This is a genomic window from Streptomyces sp. NPDC056987 (assembly GCF_042673865.1).
Taxonomy (GTDB): Bacteria; Actinomycetota; Actinomycetes; order Streptomycetales; family Streptomycetaceae; genus Streptomyces.
In genome coordinates, this window is the sequence record NZ_JBHURV010000014.1 from 1 (window position 1) to 20,185 (window position 20,185).

The window sequence follows — 20,185 nt, forward strand, 5'->3', positions numbered from 1 at the left end:
CCGCCGCGGCTTACGGCACATCCAGTACCGCAGCGACCTCATAGACGGCTGCCTCGCCGAGACCGGCCTGACCATCAGACCCACCTGAGCAACCCAGCGACATCACGAGTTCAACCTCAGTAACCGACCACGGCCACACCAGACGGGCCTGCACCGGGAGCGTCCGCCCCGAGTGCAGGCCCTCAGCGCTTCAGAGGACGCTGATCTGCGCGTCCGTGTTCCGCTGACCCGCTGTGCGGCTCCCGGCCGGAGGTGTCCGAGAGCTCCGTGGCCTGGGTACTCGGCAGGGTTCCGTACGCCGGCTGCTTCCGGCATGTGTGCAGCGATGCTTTCAGCAGCCCGACAGGACAGCCTCAGCCGTGACTGCCTGTGTCGCTGAGCGGCTCACGAGCGCAGGAAGACGAGGTTGAGTGCTGTGGCCTTGTCGACGGAGGCGTTGAGGTTGAACGGGATCCTGTCCCAGCCCTTCTCCAGCGAGTCGGTGGCCTTGATGACGTCGATGTCGATGATCTCGCTGTCACCCTCTTCGGCCTCCGTGGTGTACGCGAGGTAGAAGGGGACGGCGTGGCCACCGCCCACTTGCTGGGCGCCGTCGTTGAGATTCAGATCGGGTTGCTTGGACTCGTACACGCGTGACGGCTGTGCCCAGGCCAGGTGGAGGACCAGATTTGTCAGCGCGGCCCCCTCTTCCCGCATGTAGGCGAGATACCGGCCCGTCCCCTTCTCGTTCATGTTCAGGCCGCTGTGCACGAGGGTGTAGCCCGTAGGGACTTCACTGGCGGAGTCGAAGATCCAAAGACCGGTGATTCCTTTTTGCGCGTTCGTGGCCATGTGCTCCTCCTGGGTTTCAGGAACGGGGCTGGACGGTGAGGTGGATGTCTCTGCGCACGTCGGCACGGTCGGGCGAGGTGACCGTGACGGTGAAACTGTCCGGCGTGTCCCCGGCATACAGCGTTGTGGCAGGTGCCACACCGTTGTCATCGGTTCGGGAGGGGTACGTGGTCGCGCCGGTGCCGAACTCGGATCCGGTGGACCCATTGACGGTGAAGATGATGGGCAGCGTGCGCACAGCGACATCGTGGTCGGTGATGCGCACGTCGAGCTTGTGCGTGAATGAGCGGTCGGCCTGCGCTGCCTGATAGTCGGCATCTGAGTCCATCAGCTCCACCGACACCGTTGGAGAAGATGTCGGCACCGAGAAGTGGCGGGGGGTGGAGGCCGGTGAGGTCAGGCCGCTTCTGTGGGCGGTGGCGGTGAGGGTGTGCTGGCCCGGGGTCCAGTCGGAGCTTGGGGTGTAGGTCCAGGCGGTGCCGGTCACGGGCGCCTCAGTCGGCAAGGGCGTGTTCCCGTCGGCGAGGGTCACCTTCTCCACCTCAAGATCGGCCGTTCCGGTGACCTGCTGCCGCAACTCGGTCACCACCGCACCCTCCTCCGGAGAGATGATCACCGGAGCGGCCGGCGCCGACGACACCGAGAAGTGCCGGGGAGCTGAGGCCGGTGAGGTCAGGCCGCTTCTGTGGGCGGTGGCGGTGAGGGTGTGCTGGCCCGGGGCCCAGTCGGAGCTGGGGGTGTAGGTCCAGGCGGTGCCGGTCACGGGCGCCTCACCCGGCAAGGGCGTGTTCCCGTCGGCGAGGGTCACCTTCTTTGCCCAGGGATCGGCTGTGCCGGTGACCTGCTGCCGCAACTCGGTTGCCGCCGCACCCTCCGCCGGGGAGTCGATCACCGGAGCGGCCAGTACCGGTGGTATGACAACGTCGAAGGTCACGTAACTGGGTTTCGAATAAACGGGGCCATAGCCGTCATCGAACTGGGCGGTGTACCCAGCAGTGGCGGAGACGGTGTGGGAGCCTTCCGTCCAGTCCGTCGCCGGAGTGCACGTCCAGGTACCGCCGGAGACCGCATGGCTGCCGAGCGATTTGGCCCCATCCGTGAGGCTGACCCACTGGGCCGGGGAACCGGCCGTGCCGGTGACCGGTTCCCGTGGAGCGGTCGCCCTCGATTTCTCCTGTGGGGAATCGATCACCGCAGCGGGGGGATGAGGCGGGGTGTGCATCGCTTGCTCTTTCATGAGCGGTTTCCCTTGTCCGATGCTCCCGCGAGGGGAATGCGGCTGCGTTGGAGGTTGAGGCGCCTTCTGGGATTGAGCAGGGGTGCGCTGCCGTCGGTTCCGGCAGGTGGTCGCAAGGCGTGACCGCGGGCGTTGGTCCGGTCGCGGCGTCGTTCTCTACGCATCGCTGCCCGATGGATCGGCTCAGGTACAGGTCGCGGCCGGTCTGCAGGACGGTTCGGGAGTCGTCGCAGACCACGGCCCCGGCCGCGTGACACGGGGTGAGGAGGTCCCTCATCCCTGCGGGGACCTGGCAGGTCGCCTCGATGAATGAACAAGGCTCACGGTCAGGCCACTTCACATCACCCATGACCGCAAATCATAGGCGCGCGCACCCCAAGTCGCGGCGGAATCAAGGGGTTTGACGGATTTAGCTCCATGGCAGGCGCGTTTTGTGCGAACACCCGGCACCCGGAACTGGAGGCCGCCGTGAAGCTCGCCGGCTCCCTTCCGCCGTCCATGCCGAAAGCCTCCGGCCGACGCCGACGGGTGCGAGAGGGCCGTCGGCGCGATCGGTCCCTCGCACTTTCCCGCCCGCCTGACGCGCGACGACATCAATCCGGATCGCGCCACGCACGCCGACAACATCCGGGACAAACGAAGCGCACGACCCTGCCCCCACCTCGGTCAGCCCGATGCACGCGCCCGGTGGTGAGACACGGCGTACAGGGAAGCGCCCTTGCCCGCCCTGAGATTGATGCGAATGGCGATGATCACGCTGCCAAGACGTGAGCCAGCCGTGAGGCATCTTGTCGTTGAGACGGGTTGACAGACCGCATAATCCGTACGTCGGCCGCATCCAGGCCGGCACCGTCCAAGTCGGCGGCGATCTCCTCCAGAGACGTGATCACCGCCTCGCTCCACGTTCCGTACCCCGGGCCGCTGACGGGCCCGAAGTACGGGCCCGAAGTACGGGCCCGAAGTACGGGCCCCGCACATCGTGCACGGAGCGGGCGACGGCGCCCATCTGCCGGAAGAACACCGGCCACGCCGTACGCGGATAGGTTCCCAGGTCCTTAGGGGCCGGGACGCCGTCCAGGTGGGTCTGGATCATCCAGTCCCGGCCGATCACCTCGTGCGACCAGTCCAACGCGAGGACCTGCGGCATCAGCGGCGCGGTCACCGCTAGCCACGGCTGACTCGCGTACTCGTTACGCATCAGATGGCGCTCGCTGCGGAACTGGCGGGCCTCCTTCCGGTGCGACCCGCAGGATTACCGGTCGGTCCTGTCCGGCCAGGACCACGCGGTACACGTTGTTGTACCACTCGATGGTGGTGCCGATGAGGCTGGCGGCGACGATGCGCTTCAGATTGGCGGGTGTCGGGGGAGCAGATGCTGCGGAGGCCATGTGCGCCACTTCCTCGTGTGAGGTGGGGACGGGTACGTGTCGGCACACGGTAGAAACACGCAGGTCAGGCGCACATATGGCGGGGCAGCATAGTTCGAGGGTCAGCTATGCGTGCATGCAGCCACCATGACGGCTCAGGGAAGGGCGGTTCAGGGGCTCGAAGGCGGTCGAAACGAGTGCTGTCCGGGACGCGTAGTTCGGGCCGATTTGGCGGTGCGGTGCTGACTCTCGTGCTGACTTGGTGCTGACTACGCTCCGTTGAAGTAGGACCCCTTGGGGCTGATCGGCTCACGGCCCTTGCGTGGTGGCGACCTGGCCACGAGGCCGACCCGGCTTTGCCGGTCGGCTCCGCGGCACGGGCCGGAGAGCACTTGGCCATCCTCTTCACCACGAAACTCGAGCCCGCTGCACTGGACACCCTCCGGGAGTGGGTCGGCGAGTCGCGGATCACGTCGCTGCGGTTTGACGGGGAACCCCGGCGGGTGGCGAATGAAGGGACAAGGCAGGCCGGTCGGATCACCGGTTCTGCCCCGACAAAAGAAGTCCTCTATTGCTGGTCGCCCAGAAACCGGACAAGATCGGTTCGCGCCATGACGCTGGTCGCGTACGCGTGATTGTCACTCGGCGATGTCAACTCCGTACCTGGTCGGCTACTGCTTCGTCGGCGTGGCCCCTCTGTCGTGAGGTCGCAGCCGTTCGTGACAGGGCGGCTGGTGACTGGGCGGCGAGTCGACGTCACCGCGTACGGCGGCCGCCCGTCGATCTTGATCCGTACCGAAGCCCGGGGCCACGGGATCCCGTCCCGGCCTTCGGCCTGGATGTAGCCGCCGAACTCCTGGCTCTCCCCGCCGCTTCCTTCCGCGCCAGGACGTGCAGGTCGGGTCCGTACGCGGTGAGCGTTGCTCCGTTCCCGAAGCGCAGGTGCGTGCGCGCCGGACGACACCGAGGCTGTGATGCGGGATTGGCGGGGAGGTCGGCTCGGAAGGTGACGCTCAACAGCGGGGTTCGCTCGCGGTGGGCTCGCCCGGTCACCAGGACGACGCCCGGGCGATGACGGCAACCAGTTCGTTCTTGGCCGCTGCCGCCAGGAGCGCGTCGGGGTCCGATAAGGACACCTGCCCGCACAGCAGTACGTGGGAGGCGACAACGGGCAGCCCCAACCGCTTACCGGGCATTTTGGTCTCGCCCCGCCACGCCCTGATGTCGTCCCAGCCCTCGATGCCGCGCGGCTCGAACGCGATCAGGGGTGGCGGGCGCCCGTCGGGCATCTCCACGAACCCCAGGTGCGGCCTGTAGGCGCCCCCGCCCGCACCCTCGGTACCGGCGAGCGGGTCGGCGTAGATGGACACGGCGAGGGCTTTGACGCCTTCGCCGCTCCCCCCGTGTGTCGGCCGGTGTGCCTTGCGGCCGAGTTTGGAGGTGCTGAGGGTGGTGACGAGGAACACGTAACGGAGGTGGAGTTCCGGTTCCGTTTCAGGGGTAGGGTTCCGTTGTGCGTAGCGATGAGCCGTCACGGGACGGAGGGCCTCGATGGTCGAATCCGGACGTCAGACCTCATGTCAGGGCACCTTCGCCGTACCGGCGGCGGGCGCGAGCGCTGATGCGGTACTGGTCAGCGGCCGGGGCGAGTCGCGGTGAAGTCGGGCGATAACATCATCGGCTACAGGCCGGAGTAGGGGACGATCTTGCGTAGGGATGCATTCCGTAACCAGGAGCTCATTCTTCGGGCTGCCCGGGAAGTTCTCTCGACGCGAGGGGCGGACGCGGGGATGGATCTCATCGCTGCGGAGGCGGGTGTCGGAATCGGTACGCTGTACCGGCATTTCCCCAATCGCGATGCCATTCTCGATGCTCTGGTCAGGGCGATGTTCGACGATCTGCTGGTGGCTGCGGAGGACGCCCTCGCCAGAGGCGATGGAACTGGTCTTGAGATCTTTCTGCGTGCCATGTGCCAGTCCATGGCGGACCGGCACGGATATGCGGACCGGTTCGCCAAAAGCATCACGTCGGAAGTCGTTCCCAAGTTCTACCGTGCCATCGATGAACTCCTGGAGCAGGCGAAGGCCGCGCACCGCATCAGTCCCGATGTGACGTTGGCGGACCTGCGGGTGCTGATCTTCGGCATCCGTGGTGTCGTCGCGGCGACGGGGTCCTTCGTGCCGCAGGCCTGGGAACGGCATCTGGACATCCATCTCGCGGGTCTCCGGATGGAACCGGTACCCAGCCGCCACCCCAGTCTCACCGCGGAGCAACTCGCGGCGATCTTCGCCGAAGAAACCGCGTAGGGCGAAATCGTGCGGCCGGCAGGCGCACGGAGCTCATTCCTCTTGCGGCCGAACTTCCGCTGCGACCTGTGCCGTCCGTCAGCTCGGAACGGCGAAAGCTGAAGCAAGCACGCATCCGTAAATTCGAAGTATCTCCGCATTCACGCCTCCCGTCGGGCCGTCGCGGACCGTTCCGGTATTTTCCCTGGAGTATCAGCCATGGCAATTCCACCCCATGCGTCTTCCGATCAGCCATCGGAATCCATGAGCTCCACCGATGTGCGGGCTCCTGTCCACCCGGCGGAGTCGACCCCTTCCCGGCCCGGGAGCGGCAGGATCACCGCGGTCCTCGCCTTCGCCGGCATTGCCGTGTCGATGATGCAGACCATGTTGGTTCCCGTTCTCTCCCGCCTTCCCCAACTTCTGGACACCAGCGCGTCCAATGCGACCTGGGTGATGACCTCCACACTGCTGGCCGCCGCCGTGGCCAACCCGATCTTGGGCCGACTCGGCGACCTCTACGGCAAGCGCAAGATGCTGCTGGTCAGTCTTGCCATGATGGTGATCGGCTCGCTGATCTGCGCCACCACGTCCGAACTGGCGGTCATGGTGGCCGGCCGCACACTGCAGGGCTTCGCAGTGGGCGCCATCCCGCTTGGTATCAGTGTCATGCGGGACGAGCTGCCTCCCGAGCGCCTCGGATCTTCGATGGCGCTGATGAGCTCGTCCCTCGGGATCGGTGGCGCGGTCGGGCTGCCACTGGGTGCTCTGGTCGCCCAGTACACGAACTGGCACGTCCTCTTCTACGGTGCGGCCGGCACCAGCGCCCTCGCCATACTGCTGGTCCTCTTCACCGTGGCGGAATCGGCGTACCGGGCACCCGGTCGCTTCGATGTCCTTGGCTCGGTCGGACTCTCCGGCGGCCTGATCGCCTTGCTGCTGCCGCTTTCCAAGGGCAGCGTCTGGGGCTGGTCCAGCGCGACCACCCTGGGGCTGTTCGGTGCCGCCGTAGTGATCTTGTTGGTGTGGGGGTTGCTGGAACTGAGGCTGAGTGACCCCCTGGTTGACTTGCGCACCACCGTGCGCCGTCAGGTGCTACTCACCAACCTCGTCTCGGTCGTGGCCGGAGGTGCCCTTTTCGTCATATCCCTGACGCTGCCGACATTGCTGCAGATCCCCGCCGCCACCGGCTATGGACTGGGGCAGTCGATGGTCTCGGCCGGAGTTGCCATCATGCCGATGGGTATCGCCATGATGCTGATTTCTCCGTTCGCTGCCCGGCTGACCGCGGCTCGCAGCGCGAAGGCCACACTGATCCTCGGCCTCTGCGTGATCGTTCTTGGCTATGGTGCGGGCCTCGGTCTGATGAACACGGTGTGGCAGGTGGCACTGATCTCGGCGATCGTAGGCGCCGGTGTCGGCGCCGTCTACTCCTCCCTGCCAACCTTGATCATCGGGGCAGTGGATCCTTCTGAGACCGGAGCGGCCAACGGGCTGAACGCCCTGATGCGGTCGATCGGCACCGCAATCGCCAGCGCAGTGGTCGGCATGGTGCTGGCGAACCGGACGACGGTTTTCGAGGGGCATGCGCTGCCGAGCATGACGGGTTTCCACATCTCGTTCGCGATTGCGGCTGTCGCGGCGGTCCTCAGCCTTCCGCTCGCTGCTTTCCTTCCAGGTCGTCGTTCGAGGACAATAAAGCCGACCGTGATCGCCTGAAACGCGTCTGACGGTGCACTCGCCCATGCGGAAGGCGCACTACCGGGCTCAGATATGGCCGTAGTCGGCCAGTGTCGGCGGTGTTGTCTCGGCCTGACCCTTGCCCTGTAAGCGGCGCCGTCGGTCGGCAACGGGGAGTGTCGACACGCATGGCCGGCCCGGATGACCTCCGAGAGCGACGCGCCCTTCGGCGACTTGCGGAGCGGCGGCGCGACAGGCAGGCGGACGATCCCCCATACGGATGTCCGGTGGATTACTTGACCGCGCCGAAGAGGAGCCCCCTGACAAGGCTGCGCTGGCAGAGCCAGCCGAGGATCACGACGGGGATGCTGACGACGGTGGCCACGGCCGCGACCTGGGCGGTGTAGAGCTCTCCGAAGGAGAGAAACTTCTGCATGAACAGGGGGAGCGTGGAGGTGGTGGTGGTGAGGTTCACCGCGTAGAAGTACTCGTTCCACGAGAACACGCAGCACAGCAGGGCTGTCGACCACAGTCCGGGGCTGACCAGGGGCAGCACGATGCTGCGCATGACGCGCAGTCGGCCGGCGCCGTCCATGGAGGCGGCCTCCAGCACTTCCTGGGGCACTTCCTGGAGGAAGGAGCGGATCATCCAGACGGCCAGGGGGAGGTTCATCCCCAGGTGCAGGATGATCAGCACGCTGATGGTGTTGAGCATGTTCAGGTGCTGGGCGGCGATGTAGAGGGGGATGATGCCCGCGGCGACCGGCATCATCTTGGTGCTGATGAAGAAGAACAGCGCGTCCTGGGCCTTGCGGACCGGGCGGACGGACAGCGCGTAGGCCGCGGGGACCGCGAGCAGCAGGACGAGCAGGGTCGAGACCGCGGCGACCGCGAACGAGTTGCCCGCGTAGGCCCAGAAGCCGGCTCCGAACACGCCCTCGTAGTGCGCGAGGGTCGGCTTGAAGATCAGCTTGGGCGTGGGGGACGCCGCGTCGGTCTCCGTCTGGAAGCTCTTGAGGAGCATGTAGGCGATCGGGGAGAACAGCAGCAGGGACCCCAGCCAGCCGAGCACGGCCACCGGCCGGCGGGCTGTCTCCTTGTCCCGCTGCCGCGGCCTCCGGCGCACGGGGGCGGTCTCCACCGGAGCGGGTGCGGGCTTGCGGAGTGCGGTGGGCGTGGTGGTCATCGCCGTCCCTCCTGCTGGAAGATGCCGGACAGCAGACGCAGGGCCGGCAGGGCGAGCGCGATGGTCAGGGCCAGCGCGACCAGCCCGTAGGCCGAGGCGGTGCCGAAGTCGAAGGCGGTGAACGCCCGCACGTACACGTAGTACGTGATGTTGGTGGTGCCGTAGGCGGGGCCGCCCGCGGTGAGCAGGGCGATCTCGCCGAAGGTCTGGATGATGTTCATGCTCAGCAGCAGAGCCGTGAGTTCCAGGAAAGGCCTGAGGTGGGGCAGGATCACGGCCGTGAACTGCTGCCACCAGCCGGCGCCGTCGACCCGCGCCGCCTCCAACTGCTCCTCCGGCAGCGCCTGGAGCCCGGCGAGCAGGACGAGCATGGCGAACGGTGCCCACCGCCAGGACGTGATCATGCTGACGGACAGCATCGACTGCTCGCTGAGCCAGCTGACCCGCGGCAGTCCGACGAGGTCGGTGAGCCAGCCGAGCAGTCCGAACGACGGGTCGAACATGGCGCTGCGCCAGAACAGCGCGGCGGCCACCGGCATGATGAAGAACGGGGTGATGGCGAGCGTCCGGGCGATACCCCGTCCGGGGAACTTCTTCTGGAGCAGGATCGCGAGCAGCAGGCCGACGAAAATGCTGGCGAGGGTCGCTCCGCCGGTGAGGACGACGGTGTTCCAGATGGCCTTCCAGAACGTGCCGTCGGTGAACGTGGCCCGGTAGTTGCCGATCCCGGCGAAGCCTTCGCTGCCGGGGCTGAGCAGGTTCCAGTGCCGCAGTGAGTACCAGATCGTCATGACGAACGGGATCTGGGTGAGGGCGAGGGTGACCACGAGGGCGGGCAGCAGGGGGGCGCGCCGGCTCCACGACCCGCTCCGGGCCTTCGGACGGGCCGGGGCGGCCGGGTGGGTGAGGGCGGTCATGGGCCGCCTCCTTGTGAGGGTGTCGGAGAAGGGTTCGGACGGTGGGTTCCCGGGCGGTGCCACGGCGGTGGCCGCGGCACCGCCCGGAGCGGGCTACTTGAGGTATCCGGCCTTCTTGACCACGTCCTCGGTGTAGGCCTGGGACTTCTTCAGCGCCTGTTCCACGGTCTGGTCACCGCTGATGGCGCCCGCGACCTGCTGTGAGACGTAGTCGCCTATGTCGGTGAACTCGGGGATCTGGACGTACTGCACCCCGGTGTAGGGCACCTTGTCGACGGTCGGCTGCTGCGGGTTGGCAGCGTTGATCGACTTCAGTGTGAGGTCCGCGTAGGAGGAAGCGGCCTTCTGGTAGCCGGGGAGGGCGTAGGTCGAGGTACGCGAGCCGGGCGGGACGGAGTCCCAGCCGGACTTGGCCCCGGAGAGTCTGACGTACTCCTTGCTCGTCGCCCAGGAGATGAACTTCCAGGCGGCGTCCTTGTGCTTGCTGGAGCTGGTGATGCCCAGACCCCACGACCACAGCCAGCCCGAGGCATCCGTCCTGTTCACGGGTGCCGGCGCGAAGCCGAGGTTGTCCTTGACCTCGGCCGTGGCGTCCTGCAGCGCCGATCCGGCGAAGACCGTGTCGTCGTACCACATCGCGGTCTTGCCTTGGGTGATCTGCTGGAGGCAGCCCTCCCAGCCGTCCTTGGCGGCATCCTGCTGGCCGTGCGTACGCAGCAGGTCGACGTAGAACTTGACCGCTTCGGTGGTCCGGGGGGAGGTGAGCTGCGGCTTCCAGTTCTCGTCGAACCAGCGTCCGCCGAAGGTGTTGATGACCGTGGTCAGAGAAGCCAGGTTCTGGCCCCAACCGGGCAGCCCGCGCAGGCAGATGCCGGAGACCCCGGACTTCTTGTCGTCCATCTTCGCGGCGGCCGCCGCCACCTGATCCCAGGTCGGCTTCTCGGGGATGGTGACGCCGGCCTTCTGGGCGAGATCCTTGCGGTAGAAGAGGAAGGAGCTCGAACCGTAGAACGGTGCGGCGTAGAGCTTTCCGTCCGCCGAGACGATCTGCTTGATGGGCTTGAGCACGTCGCCCTCGTCCCAGGCGGTGTCCTTGGCGACGTAGTCGCCGAGCGGGACGATCCAGCCGTTCTTCGCCCAGATCGGCACCTCGTAGCTGCCGATCATGGCGACGTCGTACTGGCCGGCCTTGGTGGCGACGTCCTTGGTGACGGCCGGTCGCAGGTCGTTCTCGGGAAGAGTGGTGAACTTGACCTTGATTCCGGGGTTCTTCTTCTCGAAGTCGGAGATGAGGCTCTCGGCGGTCTTCATCTGAGGGTTCGCCGCGAGCGCCACGGTGATGGTGGTGTTGCCCGAGGCGTCCGTCCCGGCCGAGGGGTCGGAACAGGCGGCGACCGAGGTCAGCGCCCCGGCGGCGACGAGGGCCGTGATGACGTGTCTGGTGCGGTCCATGAAGTGCTCCCCGGAAATGGGCAGGGCTGGATGGGTGCGGATGTCCTCGGAGGGATCACGGGCTGGTCCCGGCGGACGGTCAGGGGAGGTGTCGAGTGCTGCCGGAGCGCCGAGCCTGAACGTCGACGTGTGCGGCGACGCCTTGTGTGATCACCGCGTGGTGAGCGGTTGGAGCCTGTGGATCTCGGTCGTGGCGAGTCCCGTGTGTTCCGAAGTGCTCGCGCGGGGCCGGCGGCGCGCCTCCCGGGGCGGGCCGGTGCCTCTGTCGTCGGTTGTGCTCATGGAGGCTCCATAAGGCGATCTCAGAGGCTTTGTACGTACAGGACGGTCAGTCCGAACAGGGTGGACTGTAGGCACTGGGTTTCCGGCACGTCAATAGGTCGTGACGGGGGTGCGAAACCGTGATGTGGCCGGGGTCGGGGGCCGGTTGGCGGCTCCTGTGCAAGGTGCCGCACGGGTCGGCTGCCACCGGTTGGCCCGATGTCGGACCTGTTGTCGACCGGTCTCGCCGTCATGGGCGACTCCATCAAGCCGAACCGGTGCCATCGCGAACGCGTACGGAACGACTGTCGCGAGCCAAAAAGATTGTACGTACAGTCCGGAATGTATGGACACAACGAGGAGGGCGGCTTACGGTGCTGGTTACGCCGGTGTGGGGACACCACCGGCGATCTGTCCGGCTGAGCCTCCTCGCTCAGCCCGAGCCGGTGAGAGGACGCGACGATGCGTGCTGTTGTTCTGGACGGTCGGAGATCCGCGGAGGTCCGACAGGTGCCCGATCCCGATCCGGGGCCCTGTGATCTGGTGATCGCGCCCGAGGTGGTGGGCATCTGCGGAACCGATCTCCACCTGGCCGTCGGCGACTACCCCACCGGCCGGTTCCCGGTCGTACCCGGGCACGAGTTCGCTGGGACCGTGGTGTCGGTGGGGTCCGCGGTCGCGGGGTTCGCGGTCGGCGACCGCGTCTGCGTGGACCCGAACGTCTCGTGCGGGGTGTGCGAGCAGTGTCGCGTCGGCGCCGTCAACCTGTGCCCCGACCTGGTGCCGATCGGGGTGAGCGTCGACGGGGCCTGCGCCGAACTGGTGCGGGTGCCCGCCAAGGTCACCTACCACCTGCCGGACGGGCTGGACTTCGCCACCGGCGCGCTGATCGAGCCCCTGGCCTGCGTGCTGCACGCGGCGTCGCGCGTTCGCCCGATGAAGGACCAGCGCGTGCTGGTCTACGGAGCCGGCTCGATCGGCCTGCTGGCCGTGACCTACGCCACGGCACAGGGCGCGCGGTCGGTCGGTGTGGTCGAGCCCAGCGCGGTGCGGCGGGGCGCGGCGGTGGAGTTCGGGGCGGATGCCGTGCATGCTCCTGGAGAGCGTTCCGGTCGGCACGATGTCGACCTGGTGATCGAGGCGAGCGGGCACCCGTCCGCGGTCGCGGACGCGCTGGACCGGTTGGCGAAGCGGGGCACGCTGCTGCAGATGGGCGTGGTCAGCCCGGAGGTCGCGATCGACCTCTTCGCCTACGACCTTTTCGACCGCGAGCTGTCCCTGGTCGGCTCGCAGTCCCTGGCGAACGCCTACCCGGACGCCGTCGAGGCGGTCGCGCGGCTGCCTCGGCTGGCCGAGCGCATGGTCACCCACACGTTCGGGCTGGAGGAGTACGGGGCGGCGCTGGAAGCGGCCCGCTCCGACACCGCCCGTAAAGTCCATCTCCTGCCCCAGCAGTGACACCGCACATCTCTCGATTGGCACCACAGATGTCCGCAACCACTACCACGGCCCCCGCCCGGCAGGACCTGATCGACCGACTCGGCCTGCCGCGGCCCCTGTTGTGGGGCTTCGTCGGCCTGCTGCTGTTCATGATCGGCGACGGTGTCGAGTCCGGCTACATCGCCCCCTACCTGCGTGACCATGGCGCGGACACGGCGACCAGAGCCGCTGTGGTCATCACCGTCTACGGCGCGGTGGTCACCGCCGGGTCGTGGCTGTCGGGCGCGCTGTCGGACGTGTGGGGCCCGCGCCGGGTCATGATGCTGGGCCTGGGCGTATGGGGCGCCATGGAGGTCGTCTTCCTGGCTGTCGCCCTTCCCTCCCAGAACTACCCGCTGATGCTGGTGGCGTACGGGCTGCGCGGCTTCGGGTACCCGTTCTTCGCCTACGGCTTCCTGGTGTGGGTCCTGGCCGGCAGTCCCGCACACCGGCTCGGGTCGGCGGTGGGCTGGTTCTACTTCGCCTTCACCGGAGGTCTGCCCACCCTGGGCTCGCTCCTGGCCAGCGGCAGTGAACCTCTCATCGGCGAGTACGCGACCCTGTGGCTCTCCCTCGTCCTCGTGGTGCTCGGCGGTGTCCTCGCTCTGGCCGGCATTCGCCGTGCCTCGGGCGGTGAACGCCTCGCGCCGCCGGAGGTGTCCACCCGGCGCAGCGTCGTCAACAGCGTCGCCATCATCTTCTCCCAGCCACGCATTGCGGTCGGCTGCCTGGTCCGGATCGTCAATACGGCACCGCAGTTCGGGTTCCTGGTCTTCCTGCCCGAAGTGTTCTCCGACGACCTGGGCTTCGGTACCGCGGGCTGGCTCCAGCTGGTGTTCGTGCTGGGTGCGGCGAACATCTTCGCCAACCTCTTCTTCGGTGTGCTCAGCGACCGCCTCGGCTGGCATCGCACCCTGCGCTGGTTCGGCTGCGTCGCGTCGGCCGTCAGTTCTCTATGCCTGTACTTCGTGCCCGCCCACGTCAGCGGCCAGTACGGGGTCGCGGTGCTCTGCGCGGCCCTGTACGGCGTCACCCTGGCCGGGTTCACGCCGATCTCCGTACTGATGTCGCTGATGGCCCCGGGACAGAAGGGCAACGCCATCGCGGTGCTCAACCTCGGCGCCGGGGCCGCGACCTTTGTCGGCCCACTGATCGTCGCGCTCTTCCTCGGGGCGATCGGCCCCGGCGGCGTCACCGTGGTCTTCGCCGTCCTCTATGTCCTGGCGGGTGTGGCCGTGCGCTGGCTGACGATCCCCGAAGAGTCCCAGCAGGCCGTCGCGGAGGGCAGGACGCTCCAGGACGCCATGGGTTCCACGCCCGGAACCTGACCCCCGAGCCCCGACCGGGGAACGCAGGCGACCGCCGTGCACAGAGCACGGCGGCCGCCTGCGCGTCGTCACCCGCGACAAGAGCGTGACCGGTCGGTCACGGGTTTCCGGTGGCGTCGACGTTGACCTCCAGGGGCACGATGTTGCTGCGCACCCAGGTGTCGTAGACATCGAAACGCTGCCCCGACGGAGTCCAGGAGGTGGAGCGGATGTGCAGGGTGGGCGTGGTCCGCTTGATGTCGAGCGCCGCGGCGATGTCGGCGGAGGGCGCGACGGCCCGTACGGAGCGGTGGGCGCCGCCCAGGGTGTAACCGGCGGCCGCGAGAGCCTGGCTGAGGGATGCCTGTCCGTCGAGGACCTCCGTGCTGGAGGCGAGGACGGGAACGAGGGCGGGTGGGCTGTAGTTGATGCTGTACAGGGCCGGTACACCGTTCAGGGCGCGTAGCCGGACGAGCTCGTAGCCGGGGGTGTTCTCGGCGATCTCAAGCGCGTGGCAGGCGAAGTCCGGCAGGATGGCGGGACCATGCCTGAGCACTCCGGTCGTGACGGAGTTGTTCTGGTGGCTGAGGGCGTTCTCCAGGAAGCCCTCGGGCTGCTGGATGGTCCAGCCCTCGTCCGCGGCGGGCGGCCGGGTGGCGAAGACCCCCCGGTTGGCGATCTTGGTCACCAGCCCCTGCGACTCCATCACCTGCAGCGCCTGACGGACCGTGGCCCGCGACAGGCCGAACTCCTTGCACAGGTCGTTCTCACTGGGCAGGCGCTGACCCTGGGGGATGTCACCATTGGCCAGACGCTGCTCCAGTGCGTCGACGAGCTGTTGGTAGTAAGGCGTCGACGACTGCCGGTCGATGCTCTTCAATGGCGTCACGTTAACGCTCCCTCCGCGTCACCCCGGCTGCGGCGGCCCGCAGGGGCTCCATCCTATCCGTCGTACGTACTGTCCGTACCGCGACGTCGATCTGCGGGAAAGATGGGTGGGGTACGGCTGTGCAGCCGTACCCCACCCATCTTTCCGGTGTCAGGCGCTGACCCAAGCGGTGTCCAGGGAACCGGTCGCGCCGGACTGGGCGGCTGAGGCGGCTTGCAGCACGATGGCCGCCGCAGCGGCGCCGGGGTCGAGCACACCGCGCGCCACTTCACCTACATAGCTGGCCCGGCCCCGCTTGGCGATCAGCCCGGCGGTGCCGCGTGCCCCCTCCACGGCGGCGTCGGCGGTGCGGGCCAGGGCGTCGGCGGCGTCGGTGTCCAGTGGCAGCAGGGATTCCAGGGTTCGGGCGGCCGGTACGAGCGCGTCGATCATCGTCTTGTGGCCGACCTCGGCCCCGCCGTACCGCTGGACGGTGGCCACGCCCACGCTCAAACCGGCCGAGAACTCGGCCAGGGTGGGTTCACCGGCACCGGAGCAGCGGGCGAGATCCCGGAAGAACATGCCGTACAACGGGCCGCTCGTGCCACCGGTTCCCAGAAAGCCGTGCGAGACGGCGGTCAGCCATCCCCGGTAGTCCTCGGGCGTCCCGGTGTCCGTGGCCTGCTTGGCGCGGCCCAGGGCGGAGGCGATGTTGTTGCCGAAGTCGCCGTCACCGGCGAGCCGGTCGAGACGGCCGAGGTCGTCGGCGCGGCCGCCTAGAAAGGCGTCGAAGAGGATCGCGGTCCAGCGGCTGCCGAAGCCGTCGGCCAGCGGGGTGTCGATACGGGTGTCGGTCATGGCGGGTCCTTTTCTTGTCGGCTCGTCACCAGGTCAGGGCGGGAGTGCGCACGGGGGCGTCCCACAGGGGCAGCAGGCTGTCGTCGGCGGGCAGCAGGGTCACGGACACACCGTGCATGTCGAGGGAGGTCACGTAGGATCCGGCCAGGGACCGGGCCACGGTGATGCCGAGGTCCTTCAGGCGGTGATGGGCGGCACGTGCGGCGACGGAGAGCTCCAGCGGGCTGGTTCCGCCGAGGCCGTTGACGATGGCGATCACCGAAGACCCGCGTGACAGACCCAGGGCCGACACCACGGGGTCGACGAGCCGCGCGACGAGGGTGTCGGCGTCGGCGAAGGGGATGCGACCGGTGCCTCGCTCGCCGTGGATGCCCACGCCGAGCTCAATCTCACCGTCCGGCAGGACGAACGCGGGCTCGTCCGCACCCGGGTGGGTGCCGGCTCGAAGCGCGAGGCTGAGCGTACGGGCGCGGCCCGCGACCCGGCGGCCCAGGGCGGCGACCTCCGCCAGATCGGCGCCGGCTTCGGCGGCCGCTCCGCAGATTTTCTCCACGGCCAGCACGGCCGCCGTGCCCCGCCTGCCCGGTCCGCCGTCGGCGCCGTCGGTGGCCAGATCGTCGTCGACGAGCACCACCTCCGTCTTCACGGACTCGTCCTCGGCGAGTTCTCCCGCGATCCGGAAGTTCAGCACGTCACCGGTGTAGTTCTTCACGATCTGCACCACGCCCCGGCCGGAGTCGGCCGCGATCGTCCCCAGGTGGACCTGGAGCGCCGTCGGGCTGGCGAACAGGGCGCCGGGCACCGCGACGTCGAGCATGCCGGCGCCGACGAACCCGGCATGCAGGGGCTCATGACCGGAGCCACCGCCGGAGACCAGGCCGACCTTGTCCCGGGCGGGCCTGCTGCGCGTGACGATGCCTGCCCGCGGGTCGTACGCGACCAGGTCGGGGTGGGTGAGGACGAGTCCTTCGAGGGCTTCCGCGGCCGCTTTTCCAGGGGTGTTGACGATGTGCCGGTGCATGGCGCCGTGCTCCTTCGCTCGGGTCTTGACCGGCCACACGCTAACGCTTACCGTTCGGACAGTACAGACTGTACGTACAATTTCTTGGCGTGCGGCAGCACCCCGTTTCACCAGGAAGAACTCACGCGTCACACGACGAGAGGGACCAGACAGCCATGTCCATGGAATATCGGATGCGCCGCACGCTCCCCAGCGACCGGGTCGCCATCATCATGCCCGTCGACCACGGCCTGATCTTCAACCGGATCGAGGGCCTGGAGACCCCCTCGGCGCCCTTCGCCACCTGGGGCGACAAGGACGTCACCGGCTTTATGATGACCCCGGGCCAGGTCAAGCAGACCGAAGGCTTCTTCGCCCGCAACCCGCACCTGACCCGGGTGCTCACCATCGACACCTACTACGACTACGCACAGCTCGACGGCGGCGGCTCCCACAGCCTGATCACCACCGTCGAAGAGGCTGTCCGCATGGGCGTAGACGCCGTCAAGATGCTCTTCCCCTGGAACATCTCCCGCGCCGAACAGGCCGCCCTCGCCAAGCGGGTCGGCGAAGTCGTCACCGCATGTGACGCCTGGGACATCCCCCTGGTCCTCGAACCGGTCCTCATGGGTGCCCCCCGCACCGAGGAGACCATCGTCGAGGAGGAGAAGATCGCCCGCATCGCCTATGACCTCGGCGCCCACATCATCAAGATCGCCTTCCCCGGCGAGGAGCGCACCCGGCGCCTCGTCGAGGAACTGAAGGTCCCCCTGGTCATCGCCGGCGGCCCGCTCACCGGCGAGCCCACCGAGACGGTCGACGACATCGCCCAGACCATCCGGGCCGGCGCTCGCGGCGTCATCGTCGGCCGCAACATCTGGCAGCGTGAGCCCGATGCCGCCGAGAAGGTCCTCTCCGAGGTCTCCGCCCTCACCCGCAGCGTCAGCTTCGACGACTGACGTCCTGACACCAGGGACATGAGCCGCAGCGTCGATCGAAGGAGATGAAAACCGTGGGACCCTCGTCGCAACGGGTGGATGCCGTCCTCGGCATCGACATCGGCAGCACGAACGTCAAGGTGGTGGCGCTCGACGCGGCCGGCCACGTGGTGGCCCGTGTGCGCCGCGCCACCCCCCGGCCCGCCGAGGACCCTTCGATCGACGCGGCACTGCTGTTCGACACCATCGAAGAGATGGCCCTGGCCGCCTGCGGTGACCACTACACCGTTACGGCGGCCTGCGCGGCGGGTGTGGGCGAGGACGGCGTCCTCGTCGACACCGCGCTCACCCCGCTCACCCGGGCCCTGGCCTGGTTCGACCCCCGCCGCACCGAACTCCTCCAGGCCCTGCGACCGGGTCTCGGGCCGGACGACGGCATCGGCACCTCCACCGACGCCGCCCGCACCATGATCGGCTGGGCCTGGGCCCGCAGCCTGCCCGGTACCGAGCGGGCGGCGTCGTGGGTCGCCCTCACCGACTACGTCGCCTGCCGCTGGAGCGACACCGCCTTCCTCAGCGACACCCTCGCCGCCCGTACCGGCGCCTGGCGCCCGCTGGCCCGCACCTGGCTCGACGCGCGCGTCGAGGCGACGCTCGGGTCCCTCGACCTGCTGCCCCCCGTCCTGCCCACCGGCACGACCGTCGGCGAACTCAGCTCCCGGCGTCTCACCGAGGCCGGTGTGCTGGCCCACGGAGCACTCGTCGTGGCGGGCGGGCACGACCACCCCGTCGGAGGCTGGGGAGTGGACCGACTCCACCCCGGAGCCGTCCTCGACTCCATGGGAACCGCCGAAGTCGTCGTGGCCCAGACCCCCGCGGCCCCCACCCCCGAGACCCAGGCCGTCGACGTCTCGCCCGGCATCCACAACCCCACGGGAGCAACCGTGCTCCGTGTGGAGGAACTCGCCCGCAACATCCAATGGGCCTCCCGCGACCCCGATGTCGCCCACGCCGTCAACCGGCTCATCTCCGGCAGCGCCGCCCCCGACAGCTGCCTGCACTCCCACGCCTTCCACCCCGGCGCTGCCGGCGGCCGACCGCCCAGTTACGCCCCCGACGCCCCGACCGAACCCCTCTCCCGCGCCTCGGCCGTACTCGGCGCACTGGCTTCACTCGGAGAGAACGCCATCACCGCAGTCCAGGCCCTCACCACGGCCCACGCCCCGGTCTACACGGCCGGCGGCTGGGCCCGCTCCCAGGGCTGGATCGACATCAAACGGGCCGTCACCGGCAGGGAGCCCCAGGTCATCGCGGAACCAGAAGTGACCGCCGTCGGAGCGGCCCTGCTCGCCGCACACGCGCTCGGCTGGAAACCCGACACCGCACGGGCACTCGGTACAAGTCCGAAAACACCCGCGAACACCGCGAGCTGACCTGGCGCACCGGCCGGCAACACGCCGGCCCCCGACCGGCTGCCGCGTCACGCGCACATCCTCCTGACGGCCGGACAGAGCGTGACGCGGCAGCCCACCCTCCTCCGGCGCCACTGGGTGAGCAGCAGATCGCGATCCAGGAAGGAGACGAGACCGGCGCGCCGCTCATCCGCCGGCGCGAACGGTCAAGGGAGAAGATACGAGAAGACCACCACCATCTACCTGGCCGGACTCCACACTGCAGGCATCTACCTCTGGTCCGACCGGTGATCCAATGGGGACTACGATCTGGCGATCTCTTGCCGGAGCTGGTGGGTAAAGCGACGCAGGAGGTCCAACGTCTCTCGGAACTCGGCCCGGCGGTCGTCGTTGCCGTCGGTGGGCCGGGTGCTCCAGACCCGATGCGCGAGAGCATCGGCGAGGTCGACGGTGTCGCCGGCACAGAGCAGGTAGAGGGCTGAGCGTGCTTCCTGCATCCGGTTCGCCAACTCGTTGGCTCCGGGACCGTCGTCACCCAGCTGTGTTTCCTTCAGGCGGTCCAGTAGCTGAACTACGGCCGTGTTGAAGCCGATCCCGGCCTTGAGCTTCTGTTCGCGGAGCCACATGCGGTCCTGTCTGCGCGCGGTGAACCACGAGCCGAACACCGCTCCTATGAGGCCGATAGCGGCCCCGATGGCCACGGACCAAATGTTCTCCACGGTCAGCTCCCCCCCCGACGTACAGCGCCGCCAGGCTACAGAAGGCGCCGGAGGCGCCGCGGTCACCCGTTGGCCACGCGTCCAACCGTCGGCTCGGCCCCTGCGGGCTGCTGCACCAGAGGCTGACAACTCGCCGGTGCGGCGGCCCGTATGGGGGCCGAGGAGTACGTGATGCAGGACGGCGACGTGGTGGAGTTCCGCTTGGGTCCATGCAGGCCACTACGTCACTGACCTGGGCCGTGCCGAGGGGCCGTTTCCCTGGGTGGGCCATCGACGTCCGGTCGTCGAGCGCGGTGAAGCGACGGGCCGGGTTGGCCCGGGACATGCCGGTCCTCGCCGCCAGGGCGGGCACCGCGCGGCGCGAGAGCCGGCCGAAATCCGCGGCGGA

Annotated in this window: 16 protein-coding genes and 2 pseudogenes; 7 read left to right on the forward strand and 11 right to left on the reverse strand. The window is 68.3% G+C overall.

All coding sequences use genetic code 11. The features are described 5' to 3' along the window. Window positions 1–88 (forward strand): annotated as a pseudogene (locus tag ACFTZC_RS17980) (IS630 family transposase); the annotation flags it as partial. A 296-nt stretch (window positions 89–384) separates the two neighbouring features. Here the strand turns inward: ACFTZC_RS17980 and ACFTZC_RS17985 are convergent. From ACFTZC_RS17985 to ACFTZC_RS18000, 4 genes are all read right to left on the reverse strand, one after another. Beyond that, complete coding sequence (locus tag ACFTZC_RS17985) at window positions 385–831, reverse strand: hypothetical protein (protein WP_382890715.1); 447 nt, start codon at window positions 829–831, stop codon at window positions 385–387. 16 nt (window positions 832–847) lie between these two features. Continuing rightward, window positions 848–1,594, reverse strand: coding sequence for a hypothetical protein (locus ACFTZC_RS17990; protein ID WP_382890717.1), 747 nt, complete (start codon window positions 1,592–1,594; stop codon window positions 848–850). A gap of 1,360 nt (window positions 1,595–2,954) precedes the next feature. After that, a complete protein-coding gene (locus ACFTZC_RS17995; RefSeq protein WP_382890719.1) occupies window positions 2,955–3,266 on the reverse strand; it encodes a hypothetical protein in 312 nt (103 codons plus the stop codon). A 1,218-nt stretch (window positions 3,267–4,484) separates the two neighbouring features. Then, window positions 4,485–4,901 carry a hypothetical protein gene (locus tag ACFTZC_RS18000; RefSeq protein WP_382890721.1) on the reverse strand — a complete coding sequence of 139 codons (417 nt, stop codon included), beginning with the start codon at window positions 4,899–4,901 and terminating at the stop codon, window positions 4,485–4,487. A gap of 240 nt (window positions 4,902–5,141) precedes the next feature. Between ACFTZC_RS18000 and ACFTZC_RS18005 the strand changes: the two genes are divergently transcribed. Continuing rightward, window positions 5,142–5,741, forward strand: coding sequence for a TetR/AcrR family transcriptional regulator (locus ACFTZC_RS18005; RefSeq protein WP_382890722.1), 600 nt, complete (start codon window positions 5,142–5,144; stop codon window positions 5,739–5,741). 243 nt (window positions 5,742–5,984) lie between these two features. Further along, window positions 5,985–7,415, forward strand: a pseudogene (locus ACFTZC_RS18010) (MFS transporter); the annotation flags it as partial. A gap of 277 nt (window positions 7,416–7,692) precedes the next feature. Here the strand turns inward: ACFTZC_RS18010 and ACFTZC_RS18015 are convergent. From ACFTZC_RS18015 to ACFTZC_RS18025, 3 genes are all read right to left on the reverse strand, one after another. After that, on the reverse strand, window positions 7,693–8,586 hold the full coding sequence (locus ACFTZC_RS18015; RefSeq protein WP_382890724.1) for a carbohydrate ABC transporter permease: 894 nt from the start codon (window positions 8,584–8,586) through the stop codon (window positions 7,693–7,695). Continuing rightward, complete coding sequence (locus ACFTZC_RS18020; RefSeq protein WP_382890727.1) at window positions 8,583–9,503, reverse strand: carbohydrate ABC transporter permease; 921 nt, start codon at window positions 9,501–9,503, stop codon at window positions 8,583–8,585. Before ACFTZC_RS18020 ends, ACFTZC_RS18015 begins: the two co-directional genes overlap by 4 nt. Before the next feature lie 93 nt (window positions 9,504–9,596). Then, window positions 9,597–10,955 carry an ABC transporter substrate-binding protein gene (locus tag ACFTZC_RS18025; protein WP_382890730.1) on the reverse strand — a complete coding sequence of 453 codons (1,359 nt, stop codon included), beginning with the start codon at window positions 10,953–10,955 and terminating at the stop codon, window positions 9,597–9,599. A gap of 771 nt (window positions 10,956–11,726) precedes the next feature. Here ACFTZC_RS18025 and ACFTZC_RS18030 point away from each other — a divergent pair. Both ACFTZC_RS18030 and ACFTZC_RS18035 read left to right on the forward strand, forming a co-directional pair. After that, complete coding sequence (locus tag ACFTZC_RS18030; RefSeq protein ID WP_382890732.1) at window positions 11,727–12,674, forward strand: alcohol dehydrogenase catalytic domain-containing protein; 948 nt, start codon at window positions 11,727–11,729, stop codon at window positions 12,672–12,674. A gap of 29 nt (window positions 12,675–12,703) precedes the next feature. Then, entirely contained in the window at window positions 12,704–14,023 is a 1,320-nt protein-coding gene (locus ACFTZC_RS18035; protein WP_382890734.1) for an MFS transporter, read from the forward strand. Between the two features lie 97 nt (window positions 14,024–14,120). Here the strand turns inward: ACFTZC_RS18035 and ACFTZC_RS18040 are convergent, their stop codons facing one another. The 3 genes from ACFTZC_RS18040 to ACFTZC_RS18050 all read right to left on the reverse strand — a co-directional run bounded on the left by ACFTZC_RS18040 (window position 14,121) and on the right by ACFTZC_RS18050 (window position 16,749). Continuing rightward, complete coding sequence (locus tag ACFTZC_RS18040; RefSeq protein WP_382890736.1) at window positions 14,121–14,891, reverse strand: GntR family transcriptional regulator; 771 nt, start codon at window positions 14,889–14,891, stop codon at window positions 14,121–14,123. A gap of 150 nt (window positions 14,892–15,041) precedes the next feature. Further along, window positions 15,042–15,728, reverse strand: coding sequence for a DAK2 domain-containing protein (locus ACFTZC_RS18045; RefSeq protein ID WP_382890738.1), 687 nt, complete (start codon window positions 15,726–15,728; stop codon window positions 15,042–15,044). A gap of 25 nt (window positions 15,729–15,753) precedes the next feature. Continuing rightward, window positions 15,754–16,749, reverse strand: a complete 996-nt coding sequence (locus ACFTZC_RS18050; protein WP_382890740.1) for a dihydroxyacetone kinase subunit DhaK — start codon at window positions 16,747–16,749, stop codon at window positions 15,754–15,756. A gap of 155 nt (window positions 16,750–16,904) precedes the next feature. Here ACFTZC_RS18050 and ACFTZC_RS18055 point away from each other — a divergent pair, with 155 nt between their 5' ends. Then, window positions 16,905–17,687: a class I fructose-bisphosphate aldolase gene (locus tag ACFTZC_RS18055; protein ID WP_382890742.1), complete on the forward strand. Its 783-nt coding sequence runs from the start codon at window positions 16,905–16,907 to the stop codon at window positions 17,685–17,687. A gap of 53 nt (window positions 17,688–17,740) precedes the next feature. Continuing rightward, on the forward strand, window positions 17,741–19,099 hold the full coding sequence (locus ACFTZC_RS18060) for an FGGY family carbohydrate kinase (RefSeq protein ID WP_382890744.1): 1,359 nt from the start codon (window positions 17,741–17,743) through the stop codon (window positions 19,097–19,099). Window positions 19,100–19,380: 281 nt separating this feature from the next. On the opposite strand, the gene ACFTZC_RS18065 is transcribed toward ACFTZC_RS18060, so the two are convergent. Next, window positions 19,381–19,797, reverse strand: a complete 417-nt coding sequence (locus ACFTZC_RS18065) for a hypothetical protein (RefSeq protein ID WP_382890746.1) — start codon at window positions 19,795–19,797, stop codon at window positions 19,381–19,383. Window positions 19,798–20,185 lie beyond the last annotated feature (388 nt).

Bases quoted from the DNA above. Each gene is read 5' to 3' on its own strand.
- ACFTZC_RS18020 (WP_382890727.1), bottom strand. From the start codon at position 9,503: ATGACCGCCCTCACCCACCCGGCCGCCCCGGCCCGTCCGAAGGCCCGG.
- ACFTZC_RS18055 (WP_382890742.1), top strand. From the start codon at position 16,905: ATGTCCATGGAATATCGGATGCGCCGCACGCTCCCCAGCGACCGGGTC.
- ACFTZC_RS18025 (WP_382890730.1), bottom strand. From the start codon at position 10,955: ATGGACCGCACCAGACACGTCATCACGGCCCTCGTCGCCGCCGGGGCG.
- ACFTZC_RS18050 (WP_382890740.1), bottom strand. From the start codon at position 16,749: ATGCACCGGCACATCGTCAACACCCCTGGAAAAGCGGCCGCGGAAGCC.
- ACFTZC_RS18015 (WP_382890724.1), bottom strand. From the start codon at position 8,586: ATGACCACCACGCCCACCGCACTCCGCAAGCCCGCACCCGCTCCGGTG.
- ACFTZC_RS18045 (WP_382890738.1), bottom strand. From the start codon at position 15,728: ATGACCGACACCCGTATCGACACCCCGCTGGCCGACGGCTTCGGCAGC.
- ACFTZC_RS17985 (WP_382890715.1), bottom strand. From the start codon at position 831: ATGGCCACGAACGCGCAAAAAGGAATCACCGGTCTTTGGATCTTCGAC.
- ACFTZC_RS17995 (WP_382890719.1), bottom strand. From the start codon at position 3,266: ATGCGTAACGAGTACGCGAGTCAGCCGTGGCTAGCGGTGACCGCGCCG.
- ACFTZC_RS18035 (WP_382890734.1), top strand. From the start codon at position 12,704: ATGTCCGCAACCACTACCACGGCCCCCGCCCGGCAGGACCTGATCGAC.